This is a genomic window from Synechococcus sp. H55.11 (assembly GCF_047462475.1).
Taxonomy (GTDB): Bacteria; Cyanobacteriota; Cyanobacteriia; order Thermostichales; family Thermostichaceae; genus Thermostichus.
Map to the genome: position 1 here is coordinate 17,994 of NZ_JANSJI010000089.1, position 12,079 is coordinate 30,072.

A 12,079-nucleotide genomic window follows, 5' to 3' on the forward strand; every position below is an offset into this window, starting at 1 on the left:
TTGCAACGGCAGGGGGAGTGCCGCGAAACCCATTGCGGGGAAACCAGAGAACTCCGTCTCGCTGCGAGGGATGGCAGGTACGCTAACGTGAGACAGAATCCTCAAAACTGCCAACTGAGCACACGGGATCCCTATGTTGCGCCTGCTGCGGATCGAGAACTTTGCCCTGATCGAGCACTTGGAGATTCCCTTTCGGGCGGGGCTGAACGTGCTGACCGGAGAAACGGGCGCGGGCAAGTCCATCATTCTCGACGCCCTGGATGCCGCCCTAGGCGGGCCGGCGCGAGCCCTGCGCAGCGGCAGCGAGCGAGGTCTGGTGGAAGCGGTTTTCCATCTCAATCCCGAGCTGGCAGCCTGGCTAGAACAAGAACAAATCGACCCCCTAGAGGAGGGCTTGGTCTGTAGCCGCGAACTGCTGTTGCGCAACGGCAAACTCACCAGTCGTTCGCGGGTGAATGGGGTGCTGGTGAACAAAGCCCAGATGCTCAGCCTGCGCTCCCAATTGGTGGAGATCACCGCCCAGGGGCAAACGGTTCAAATCCAATCTCCGCAAACCCAGCGCCGTTGGCTGGACGATTTTGGCGGCGAAAAGCTGCTGCGAACACGCGCAGAAGTGGCCGCCCTCTACCAAACTTGGAACTATCTGAAAACAGAGACAGAATCCCGCCGGCAAAACCAGCAACTGCGCCTGCAACGGCTAGACCTGCTGCAGTTGCAAGCGCAAGAACTGCTCGCCCTGCGGCTGGAGGATCCCGACGAGCTGGCCAAACTGGAGCGGGAGCGGGATCGCCTGGCCCACCGGGTGGAGCTGCAGCAGCAAAGTTACGCAGCCCACCAACTGCTCTACCAAAATGACAGCGGCTCACCGGCCATCGCCGACCTGTTGGGCCAGGCCGAACGGTTACTGCAAGCTATGACCCAGCGGGATCCCGACCTGGCCCCTCTGGCCGAAATGCTCAGCAGCGCCCTCATTCAGGTAGAGGAGGTGGGGCGAGAGCTGCTGCGCTACGGCGAGACGCTGGAGGCGGATCCCGGTCGGTTGAATAAAATTGAACGGCGCCTTGCCCAACTCCGACAAGCCTGCCGCAAATACGGCCCCACCTTGGCCGAGGTGATGGCCCATGCGGAGCGGGTGCAGGCCGAGTTGGCCCAACTGCGAGGCGACAACACCGACCTGGAGGAATGGCAGGCACGGCTGGACAAAGCTGCCCAAGACTTGGAGTGCCATTGCCGAGTGCTCTCCCAACTGCGCCACCAGGCGGCCCGCCAACTGGAAGAGGCCCTTCTTGAGGAGCTCAAGCTGCTGGGGATGGGCGCAGTGCAATTCCAGGTGCGGATCCAACCCGGCCCCCCGACGGCAGAAGGGGTGGATCAGGTGAGCTTCTGGTTCAGCCCCAACCCGGGTGAGCCCCTACAGCCTCTGGCCAGCATCGCCTCCGGCGGCGAGATGAGCCGTTTTTTGCTGGCCCTGAAAGCCGTATTCAGCCGCATCGATCCGGTGGCCACCATGGTTTTTGACGAGATCGATGCCGGTGTGTCCGGCAAAGTGGCCCAAGCCATCGCCACCCAGTTGCACAGCATCGCCCAAGATCACCAGATCCTCTGCGTCACCCACCAGCCCCTGATCGCTGCCTTGGCAGATCACCACCTGCGGGTTTACAAGGTGGTGCAGCAAAAACGAACTTCTGTGCGGGTGGAACTGCTAGGAGAACGGGAACGCCGCGAAGAATTGGCCCAACTGGCCGCCGGCCACTCCGCCCAAGAAGCGATGACCTTTGTAGAGGCTCTCCTCAAGCAAGCGGCTCAACTGCGCCAGCCCCGCCTAGCTCCCCTCTCCCTCGGGGAGAGGGGCTGGGGGTGAGGGTGGATCCCCTCGGGGAGAGGGGCCGGGGGTGAGGGCCTCAACCGCCCAAAAACAGCTCCAGCACCTCGGGATTGTTCAACAGGTTGGGGCCGGTGTCCTCGAAGCGGTTTTCTCCCATAGATAAGACGTAGCCCCAGTCCGCCATCTGCAGGGCCTGCTTAGCATTCTGCTCCACCATGAGGATGCTGACGCCAAGGCGGTTGATCTGCCGCAGGAGGGCAAAGGTCTGCTCGATGTACAGGGGCGACAGGCCGGCTGTCGGCTCATCCAGCAACAACAACTGTGGCTCTGCCATCAACGCTCGTCCCATAGCCAGCATCTGCCGCTGTCCGCCCGACAGGGATCCCGCCACCTGGCGCCGCTTCTCTTGCAGGGGCGGAAACAGCTCATAAACCCGCTCCAGTTGGGCGGCATAGCCATCGCGTCGGATGAAGGCCCCCATCTCCAAGTTTTCCTGCACGGTGAGGGAAGGAAAGACGTTGTTGGTTTGGGGCACAAAGCCGATCCCCCGTCGCACCAGTTGCTCGGCAGGGAGATGCGTGATGTCGGATCCCTGAAACAGCACCCGGCCTGTGCGGATGGTGGCTAGGCCAAACAAAGATTTCAGTACCGTCGATTTGCCCGCTCCGTTGGGGCCGATGATCACCACGATTTGGCCAGGGTTCACCTTCAAGTGGATCCCTTTGAGGATGTCCACCCCCCGGTAGCCACTGTAGAGATCTTGGATGTCCAGCAAAGGGGTCATGAGAGGGATCCCTCCGAAGGCAGAGAAGAGGGTTTGGATGGACTCAGGGAGTCGGCCAGCGCCACCGATCCCAGATAGGCCTCCCGCACGGCTGGGTTTTGTTTAATCTCCTCCATGGATCCCTGGGTCAACACCCTGCCGGCGGCCATAACTACCACGTGGTCGCAGAGACGGGTTACCAGATCCAAGTCGTGCTCGATGATGCAGAAGGTACAGCCGCGCTCGCGGTTGAGATACTCGATAAAGCGCATCAGATCCGCCAGCAACGTGCGGTTGACGCCGGCCCCCGGTTCGTCCAGTAGGATCACCCGCGCATCGGCCATGAGGGTGCGCCCCAGTTCCAGCAGCTTCTTCTGCCCACCGGAAAGGGTGACGGCCAGTTGATCCCGCAGATGGATGAGGTTGAGCCGTTGCAAAACCTCTTCGGCCCGAGCTTGCAGGTTGCGTTCTTGTCGTTGCACCTGCCGCCAGCGGAACCAGGCATTGAACAGGTTCTCCCCCACCTGTTGGGGCGGGACGACCATCAAGTTCTCCAGGACGGTCATGCGGCCAAACTCGCGCGGGATCTGAAAGGTGCGCACCAGGCCGCGCCGGAACAGATGGTGGGGGGGCAGGCCGGTGATGTCTTCCCCATCCAGCCAGATGCGTCCGCTACTGGGCCGAACGAACCCGGCGATGATGTTGAAAAGCGTGGTTTTCCCGGCCCCATTGGGGCCGATCAAGCCCGTGATCCGACCGGTTTCAATGCGGAAGGAACAGTGATCTACCGCGCTGATGCCGCCAAACCGTTTGGAGATGTCGTCGATAACAATCACGCTGCCCGATGAGTTCAGTATTTCAATATAATGAGCCCAATTGCCGAGTTTGCTTATTATCCTTCCCGGATCCCTCTGGGAGCAACTGCCCTTGGAGGTGGCAGCCAACCCTGCGGCAGCTAGGGAACGGGCGAGATACTGAGTCTGGCCCGCTTGTTTTCTGGAGCCATCTTTTTTGAGGGAGTGGGGAACGCTTTGAGGCGAGCCAACGTCTAACTGCTACAATTCAACACTTGGCTTTTGGGATCTGAGTTCTACTTTCTCTTGCCTCACAGGAGGTTGTTGGTTATGTCTCGCATGCACAAACTCACCCGACGCGCCTTTGCGGCGGCGGCTGCCCTGACGGCGGCTGCTCTGGCCACCACTTTGCTGCCCGGCACGGCCCAGCAGGCTGCTCAAACGCCGGTCAAGATTGGGGCTCTGCTGTCTTTGACAGGAGATCTGCAGGCCTATGGAGAAAATTGCCTCAAGGGCATCAAGCTGGCCCTCGACCAGATCAACGCTGCCGGTGGCATTTTGGGATCCCCTGCTCAGGTAGTGGAGGCCGATGACCAGACCTCGGCCCAGCCGGCTATCGACGCCGCTCAGCGGCTGGTGAATGTGGAGAAGGTAGCCGGTATTATCGGTGCCCTGGGCAGCGGCATCACCATCCCGGTGGCCACCACGGTGACAGCTCCCAACAAGATCCCGCAAATTTCCCCGGCTTCCACCGCTCCCACCATCACCACCCTAGAGGACAGCGATTTTCTGTTTCGCACCGTTCCTTCTGATGCTTTCCAAGGGGTAGCCCTAGCCCAGGTTACCCGCGAAGAGAATCTAGAGCGGCTGGCGGTCATCTACATCAACAACGACTACGGTAAGGGGCTGGCCGACAGCTTTAAGGCGGCCTTTGAAAAGCAGGGCGGCAAGATCACCAAAGCTGTTCCCTACGATCCCGGCAAGGCCTCCTACCGCAGCGAGCTGACCCAACTGAAGGAAGGGGATCCCCAGGCGTTGGTGCTGATCGGCTACCCCGAAAACGGCGTGGTCATCCTGCGGCAAGCTTTGGAAGAAGGGCTATTCGACCGCTTTGTCTTCACCGATGGCATGCGCTCTCCCGATCTGGCAGCCCAGGTGGGAGCCGATAAGCTAGAGGGATCCATCGGCACCTCGCCCCAGGCCCTCACCGACAGCAAAGCCTACCAGATCTTTGCCGACGCCTACAAAGCTGCCTACGGGGAGCTGCCTCCCACCCCCTACATCGACACCGCCTATGATGCCGCCTTCCTCTTAGCTTTGGCCATCCAAAAAGCCGGCAGCACCGATGGCACTGCCGTTCGCGATGCCTTGCGCCAAGTGGCCAATCCCCCCGGCACCGAGATCTTGCCCGGCGAGTGGGCCAAGGCGGTGGAGCTGCTGAAGCAAGGGGAGGATATCAACTACACCGGCGCTTCCGGCTCGCTGGACTTCGACGAGAAGGGGGATGTGGCTGGAACCTTTGCCCACTGGACTTTCCAAGGGGGGAAGGTAGTCGATCTGAAAGTGTTTGAGCCGGGGAGCTAATTTCCTTTGGGGGTTTTCTAACGGTTAAGTACAGTCAAATAAGCAACAGGGGCCTGCAAGGAGCACTCTTTGCAGGCTTTTTTGCGGCAAGTCAACAGAGCCTTCTGGACAAAACAGGCTAAAGTGTCGGCATCCTGGCGTCTTGTGGAGAATCCTCAATGTTGCCCACCCAACTTGTCGCTGCAATGGCAGCCCTGCTCAGCTTCGGGTTTGCTCCAGCCGCCCTAGCCCAGATCCCCCACCTTGAGCAGACGGCACTCCCAAACGACAGCGCCACCCTTTTGCAAAGCAATGTCCTACAAAACATCGTCTTCGTCGTGCCCAACGCCCCAACGCAGCACTACGCTGGCAGGTGGGGTTGGCGCAGCAGCCCCTCACCGCCCCCTGCCCCCATCACAATCCTGATCCTCAACTCCCAAGCCAACCTGTCCGCCGAGGCAGCCGAGCCGCAGACCTGTGGCCAGCGCTGCCAGGGATCCCTGCGCCTGCCGTAAAGAAGAGGCGGCTGCTTGCACTTCAGACTGCCCAAGCCCGCAATCCGGCTCGCGGCAATGCTCGGATCCGCAGGGATGGGGGTTGATATAATTCAGGGCAATTGTCCACCGCTGGGCGGCAGAGGGTTTTAGCGCAATCTTGGCCCAGCTTTCCAATCTTTGTGGTGTGCGAGGGATCCCTATGAATTGTTCCAGGCAACTCTGCCCTTGGCTAGCTTCAGCCCTGACCTGTGGGATGGTGCTACACACCGCTGCAGCTTGGGCACAGCCCCAACCCGGCACCCTGGATCTGCGCACCGGTGGCGATGCCCCCGCCCAACCCACCCCCACACCTACCCCCGCCGCCGGCGAGCCAGAAGTTGAAGTTTTGGTGGCAGAAGTGGTGGTCGAGGGTACCGACGACCCAGAGCTGATCGAGCAGGTTTACAAGGCTATTCGCACCCGCGCCGGCGAGGTCTCCACTCGTTCCCAACTGCGGGAAGACATCAACGCCGTGTTTGCCACCGGTTTTTTTGCCGATGTGCGGGCGGTGCCTTCCGATACGCCTCTGGGGGTGCGAGTTACCTTTGAAGTCAAGCCCAACCCCACCCTCAAAGCCGTGCGCACGGAAGGGGCGAAAGTTTTGGATCCGGAGGTGCTCCAAAAGGCCTTTGCCGACCAGGAAGGGCGGGTGCTCAACTTTGGCAAGTTGCAAGCGGCGGTGGCCGAGATTGAGCAGTGGTATGCCGACAAGGGCTACGTGCTGGCCAAAGTGACAGATGTGCGCTCCTCCGAAGATGGCACTCTCACCCTGGAAATTGCCGAAGGGGAGATCGAGGATATTCGCGTGCAGGGCAACACCAAAACCCGCGACTTCATCATCACCCGCGAGCTGAAGTCCAAGCCAGGGGATGTGTTCAACCGCAACCAAATCCAGGAAGACCTGCAGGCGGTTTTCAACCTCAACCTCTTTCAGGATGTAAATGTGGGGCTCAACCCCGGCCAGGATCCCGACAAGGTGGTGGTGGTGGTGAACGTGGAAGAGCGCCGCACCGGCACCTTGAGCGGCACCATCGGCGTCAGCTCGGCCACAGGGGTCTTTGCCGGCCTCAGCGTCTCGGAAGAAAACTTGGGCGGCAACAACCAGAGCGCCAGCTTCAATGTGCAGTTGGGCACCAACGAAACTCTGTTTGATTTGAACTTCACCGACCCGCGCATTGCCACGCTGGAGATCCCCACCTCCTACAACGTCAACATCTCCAACCAGCAGAGCTCCAGCTTTGTTTTCAACGAGGGATTGACCTTGCCCAACGGGGATCCCGTGCGCATCAACCGGCTGGGCGGCAGCGTCACCTTCTCGCGTCCCATTGGGGGCAATTGGCGGGCCAGCTTGGGCACCCGCGTCCAATTTGTGGAAGCCCGCAACAGCAACGGCGAGCAGGAGCGCTTTGATGTGCTGGGCAACCCGATTACCTTCAGCGCCAGCGGCCAAGACAGCTACACCACCCTGCGGCTCGGCCTCGTCAACGACAGCCGCGACAACCCCAACAGCCCCAGCCAGGGATCCGTCTTTCGCATCTCCAGCGAACAGTCGGTACGTCTATTCGAGAATGGCCTCAACGCCAACCGCCTCGAGACCAGCTACAGCCAGTTCATTCCCGTCAAGCTGTTCGAGACCCGCAGCGAACGACCGCAGGTGCTGGCCTTTGACGTGCGGGCGGGCACCACGATTGGCGACTTGGCTCCCTACGACGCTTTCCCCATCGGCGGGGGCAGCTCGGTGCGGGGATTTTTTGAGGGTGGCGTCGGCTCCGGTCGCAGCTTTGCCACGGCGACGGCGGAGTTGCGCTTTCCCCTTTTCGACCCGGTGGGGGCAGTGGTCTTCGCCGACTACGGCACCGATCTGGGCAGCGGCGCGGCGGTCATCGGCAATCCTGCGGCGGTGCGCAACAAGCCGGGCAGCGGTTTGGGGCTGGGGGCCGGTATCCGCATCCAATCTCCCTTGGGGCCGCTGCGCATCGACTACGCAATCGGGCAAGGGGAGGCCGGCCAGGCCCAACTGCACTTTGGCATTGGCGAGAAGTTCTAGCTTGGCGGTGGATCTGCTGCCGGCTTGCTATGGTGGGAGCAAGTGCTCGTGAGGGAAGCAACCGATGAAACGGCAACTTGGCCAATCGTTCCGCGGCGGATCTTGGGTACTCTTGCTCTGCGTCAGCCTAGCCCTGGCAGGGTGTGGGCCGTTGGCGCGGCTGGGCATCGGCACAACCCCCATCGCCCAGATCGAACAAAATCCTTCCCGCTACACCAATGTGTACGTCCGCGGTCGTGTGGTCAATCAAATAGGCGTGTTTGGCCAGGGCGTGTACGAGATCCAAGACAACAGCGGCTCCCTCTGGGTCATCACCGACAGGGGCCTGCCGGCCATGAACAGCACCGTAACCGTGCGCGGCAAGGCCCAAGAGGGCATCGTGCTGGGGGGACGCAGCTTCGGGGTCTCGTTGGTGGAAGCAGAGCGCTTCTAGCCGGCCCCCAAAGCCAGCATGGAGACGCGGCCCGCCAAAGTTTTGGCAATTTGCCGCAGGGCTTGGGCCGAAGCCGACTCGGGCTGGCCGACCACAATCGGCTGACCCGCATCTCCCCCTTGGCGCAGGGCAATCTCCAACGGGATCCGCCCCAGCAGTGGGATCCCCAGCTCGCGGGCCGTAGTTTCTCCGCCGGCTGAGCCGAAGATATCGTACTGGCGATCCGGTAGGTCAGGTGGAATGAAGTAGCTCATGTTCTCTACAATGCCGAGAATGGGCACCCCTAACTGGCGAAACATGTTCAAGCCCTTGCGGCTATCCAGCAGGGCCACCGACTGCGGCGTAGTGACGATCACAGCTCCCGCCAGCGGCACCGCCTGCACCAGGGTCAGTTGCGCATCCCCGGTGCCGGGGGGCATGTCCACGATGAGATAGTCCAGCTCCCCCCACTGCACCTGGTAGAGGAATTGCCGGATGATGCCGTTGAGCATCGGCCCCCGCCAGATCACCGGCTGATCCCGCCCCACCAAGAGACCCATCGACACCATCTTGACGCCGTAGTTCTCCAGGGGGAAGATGTCCTCGCCGCCGTCTTCCCGCTTGCGCACCAACAGAGACTGATCCTGCAACCCCAGCATCAGCGGCACATTGGGGCCGTAGATATCGGCATCCAGCAGCCCCACCCGCGCTCCGCTCTGGGCCAGGGCAACCGCCACATTCACCGATACCGAGGTTTTGCCCACCCCCCCCTTGCCGCTGGAGATGGCGATGATGTTGCGCACGCCGGGGACAGACTGGCGATCCGGCAGGGAGGGCGAGCGGGGAGTTTCTGCTGTAACGGTGACCTCGATGGTTTCAACGGGAGCCAGGCGGCGGATGGCAGCCTTGCACTCCTCGACGATGAATTCCCGCAAGGGGCAGGCCGGTGTCGTCAGCACCAGGGTAAAGGCCACCCGCTCCGGCTCGACGCGAATGTCGCGGATCATGTTCAGTTCCACCAGGCTGCGGCGCAGCTCCGGATCTTGAACCGGGCGCAACGCCTCAAGGATGGCGGCAGCATCGAGGGTGGAGGTGGTCATGGCATCAAAAATGAAGTAACGGCTCTATTTTTCACTCTAATCGGTTTTTCTCCAGGGTCTTCGCCCGCTGGGCAGGACAGTTGCGAAACTGTCTGCCAACCCTGGCCCTCTGTAGCCGACTGGCCTAGGCTGGCTCTGGTTGGAAGACAAGGCTGTTGGCCGACGGAGGAGGGCAATGGTGCAAGCGCTGATCATGGGAGTCGGTTTGTGGTTGGGACTGACGTTCTTGGCCCAGTTGATCCCTCTGCTGGAAAAGAGAGGCTCCTGCCGCCCCTCAAGCTGGGATGAGCCCACTCCCTCCCGCGAGCTGCAGCCCACCTCGGCCTGGGATCCCTCCTGCCGCTACTTTTCTCGCTCACCCTATCTGCCCTGTGCCGTGAACCCCCTGGGCCCCTGTCGCTGCCCTCATTACGTCGCGCTCTCAAGGGACTCCGCCCATCAGCTATCGGACAATCGGTAGTGCCTGGCCATTGGTGGATCGGGGAGTTTGTTACAAGCTGGAGTGGGTAAGCGCCCGCTGTAGCCCAACAGGTTGGAACGTTGCCAATGAGAGCAAGGCCAGTCTAAAAGTTCTGTGCTAGCATCTGCGTCGTGAGCCCTTGCGCAATTGAATTGCAGGTCTGTTGCAGGCTTCTCAATTCAAAAGAGTGCGTGGGCTGCTCGCTGTTGTTAAGACGCCAGGAGGTACATCTGTGAGTATTCAGGATCGGATTGAAGCCACAGCTAAGAATCTTGAGGGCAAGATCCAAGAGGCGGTGGGAGAGCTCACGGGAGATGAAAAGCAAAAACTGGAAGGCAAGGCCAAGCAAATGGAAGCTGCAGCTCAGCACGCCAAGGAAGATCTGAAAGATGCGGTGAAAGAAGGTGTAGACAACCTTTTGGGTTGATTGGGTTGAGCAGACTGAGTTGCTCAGCCAGAGTAAGCCTTCTGACGCGGGCGCACTTTTCGCAGTTTTACTCTGATAAAGGATGTTTTAAGGTTTGAGGATTAGGAGTATTCTCTTCATGGGCTAGAGGTAAGAGCTGGGTTTGCAGCAACCTCTAGCCTTTTTAAGTTTGTGTTTGTGTCTGTTGAGCTGCTTTAAGGTGGGAGGGCTGCCGTTATGGATCCACTGGATCTGGGGGTGGATATTGTAGAGTCTTTAGCATCCTCTGGGGATCTAGAGTTTCTCTACACCCGCGATATTGAATTTCGTCAGGAAACGATCTACTTCTTGGTGGTGGATCGCTTTTTTGATGGGGATCCCGAAAACAACGAAGGGCCAAACCCAGAACTTTACGATCCCCAAAAGCAAGATTGGGGCAAATACTGGGGCGGGGATTTGCAAGGGGTGATCGACAAGCTGGACTATCTGCAGCAGATGGGGATCACAGCCATTTGGCTCACGCCTTTGTTCGAGCAAGTGGAACGATTGTTTATTGAAAGTGCAGCGATGCACGGCTACTGGACAAAAGATTTTAAGCGCATCAACCCACGCTACATCGGCAAAGGGGAGGATCCCTCTCTCAACAATCCGGCCCCCACCACTTTCGATCGACTTATTGCGGAGATGCACAAGCGCAAAATGAAGCTGGTGCTCGATATTGTCTGCAATCACAGTAGCCCGGATACAGGAGGTGTCAAAGGTCAGTTGTTTGACGATGGGAAGCTCATTGCCGATTTCAACAACGATGTCAACAACTGGTACCACCACTACGGCGAAGTGACGAACTGGGAAGATGAGTGGCAGGTACAAAATTGTGAGTTGGCCGGGCTGGCAACCTTTAACGAAAACAATCCCGACTATCGCCACTACATCAAGTCCGCCATCAAGCAGTGGCTGGATCGAGGGGTGGATGCGCTGCGGGTGGATACCGTCAAGCACATGCCGATTTGGTTTTGGCAGGAGTTCATTGCCGATATCCAAACCCACAAGCCGGATGTTTTTGTTTTTGGAGAGTGGATCTACAGCGGCCCGGATGTAGAGGCTTCGGTGCAGTTTGCCAACCATTCCGGCATGACGATCCTGGATTTCGGCCTGTGCGTGGCCATTCGGGCGGCTTTGGGGCAAGGGGCTGCCGAGGGCTTTCGCCTCATCGACGACATCATTGCCAAAGACTATCGCTACGACGGGGCCACTGAGCTGATCACCTTCATCGACAACCACGACATGTGCCGCTTCCAAACGCTCAATCCGGATCCGGAGATGCTCGCGGTGGCAGTCGCCATCATCATGACCAGCCGGGGGATCCCTTGTATCTACTACGGCACCGAGCAGTACCTGCACAACGACACCGATGGCGGTAACGATCCTTACAACCGCCCGATGATGGAAAAGTGGGATCCGGACTCTCCACTCTACCGGCAGATTCGTCTCTTGTCGGGGTTGCGCCGTCTCAACCCGGCGGTCTCGTTGGGCAGCCAGTGGCGTAAGTACTTAACCGAGGAAGTTTGGTGTTACACGCGGCGCTATCGCGACAGCCGCTGTTTTGTCGCCCTCAACCGCGGCGAGGCCACCCGTCTGGAAGAAGTGGACACGGAGTTTCCCGATGGGGAGCACACCTGTATTCTGACGCGGCAGAAGTTTACGGTTCGAGAGGGGAAGATCCGCGATTTGGAGTTGCCCACCCGCGGCGTCATCGTGCTCAGCCATGTGGGAGAGCGGGTCAAGGGCCAGGTGATCGTGCGGGCACAGCTCAACGGAGTCAACACGCAGCCGGGGGAATGGATTGTGGTCATTGGCGATTGCCCGGAGTTAGGCTACTGGGACATTGCCCGTGGCTACCCGCTGGAATACATCAACGCCAACACGTGGTTTGGGGAGATCCCGTTCAACGAAAGCGCCGGTAAAGCCATTGCCTACAAGTATGTTCTGCTGCGAGAGGGTCGTTCGCCGATTCGGGAAAACTTGGTAGCCCGCCGCTGGTTGCTGGCCCCAGAGGGAACGGTCAAGTGGCGGGATCGGTGGGCCGGTTGACTTAGACTTAACTGGTTATGCAAGTTAAAATTCGTCCTGCCACGCCTGAGGATGTGCCCGTTCTGTTTGATCTCATCTGCGC

Annotated in this window: 11 protein-coding genes; 8 read left to right on the forward strand and 3 right to left on the reverse strand. The window is 59.8% G+C overall.

Going from position 1 to position 12,079, the window contains the following annotated elements; genetic code table 11:
- Positions 1 to 133: 133 nt before the first annotated feature.
- The gene (gene recN / locus NW853_RS04080) at positions 134 to 1,861 is read left to right on the forward strand and encodes a DNA repair protein RecN (protein WP_414347916.1); all 1,728 of its coding nucleotides are present in this window, start codon (positions 134 to 136) and stop codon (positions 1,859 to 1,861) included.
- A gap of 40 nt (positions 1,862 to 1,901) precedes the next feature.
- Here recN and NW853_RS04085 read toward each other — a convergent pair whose 3' ends face one another.
- On the reverse strand, positions 1,902 to 2,609 hold the full coding sequence (locus tag NW853_RS04085; RefSeq protein WP_414335651.1) for an ABC transporter ATP-binding protein: 708 nt from the start codon (positions 2,607 to 2,609) through the stop codon (positions 1,902 to 1,904).
- Positions 2,606 to 3,424, reverse strand: a complete 819-nt coding sequence (locus NW853_RS04090; RefSeq protein ID WP_414335650.1) for an ABC transporter ATP-binding protein — start codon at positions 3,422 to 3,424, stop codon at positions 2,606 to 2,608. The genes NW853_RS04085 and NW853_RS04090 overlap by 4 nt, the downstream gene beginning before the upstream one ends.
- Before the next feature lie 288 nt (positions 3,425 to 3,712).
- Here NW853_RS04090 and NW853_RS04095 point away from each other — a divergent pair, with 288 nt between their 5' ends.
- From NW853_RS04095 to NW853_RS04110, 4 genes are all read left to right on the forward strand, one after another.
- On the forward strand, positions 3,713 to 4,966 hold the full coding sequence (locus NW853_RS04095; protein ID WP_414335648.1) for an ABC transporter substrate-binding protein: 1,254 nt from the start codon (positions 3,713 to 3,715) through the stop codon (positions 4,964 to 4,966).
- A gap of 158 nt (positions 4,967 to 5,124) precedes the next feature.
- Positions 5,125 to 5,460: a hypothetical protein gene (locus tag NW853_RS04100; protein ID WP_414335647.1), complete on the forward strand. Its 336-nt coding sequence runs from the start codon at positions 5,125 to 5,127 to the stop codon at positions 5,458 to 5,460.
- Between the two features lie 181 nt (positions 5,461 to 5,641).
- Positions 5,642 to 7,528: a BamA/TamA family outer membrane protein gene (locus tag NW853_RS04105; protein WP_414338083.1), complete on the forward strand. Its 1,887-nt coding sequence runs from the start codon at positions 5,642 to 5,644 to the stop codon at positions 7,526 to 7,528.
- A gap of 64 nt (positions 7,529 to 7,592) precedes the next feature.
- Complete coding sequence (locus NW853_RS04110) at positions 7,593 to 7,961, forward strand: hypothetical protein (protein ID WP_414336073.1); 369 nt, start codon at positions 7,593 to 7,595, stop codon at positions 7,959 to 7,961.
- On the opposite strand, the gene NW853_RS04115 is transcribed toward NW853_RS04110, so the two are convergent.
- Positions 7,958 to 9,040, reverse strand: coding sequence for an Mrp/NBP35 family ATP-binding protein (locus NW853_RS04115; RefSeq protein ID WP_414336074.1), 1,083 nt, complete (start codon positions 9,038 to 9,040; stop codon positions 7,958 to 7,960). The two genes, NW853_RS04110 and NW853_RS04115, sit on opposite strands and share 4 nt — an antisense overlap.
- Positions 9,041 to 9,215: 175 nt before the next feature.
- Here NW853_RS04115 and NW853_RS04120 point away from each other — a divergent pair, with 175 nt between their 5' ends.
- The 3 genes from NW853_RS04120 (at position 9,216) to NW853_RS04130 (ending at position 11,997) form a co-directional block, all read left to right on the forward strand.
- Positions 9,216 to 9,500, forward strand: a complete 285-nt coding sequence (locus NW853_RS04120) for a DUF6464 family protein (RefSeq protein ID WP_414347918.1) — start codon at positions 9,216 to 9,218, stop codon at positions 9,498 to 9,500.
- A gap of 163 nt (positions 9,501 to 9,663) precedes the next feature.
- Entirely contained in the window at positions 9,664 to 9,927 is a 264-nt protein-coding gene (locus NW853_RS04125) for a CsbD family protein (RefSeq protein WP_414347920.1), read from the forward strand.
- A gap of 216 nt (positions 9,928 to 10,143) precedes the next feature.
- Positions 10,144 to 11,997 (forward strand): alpha-amylase family glycosyl hydrolase, encoded by a 1,854-nt coding sequence (locus NW853_RS04130; protein WP_414347923.1) that lies wholly within the window; start codon positions 10,144 to 10,146, stop codon positions 11,995 to 11,997.
- Positions 11,998 to 12,079 lie beyond the last annotated feature (82 nt).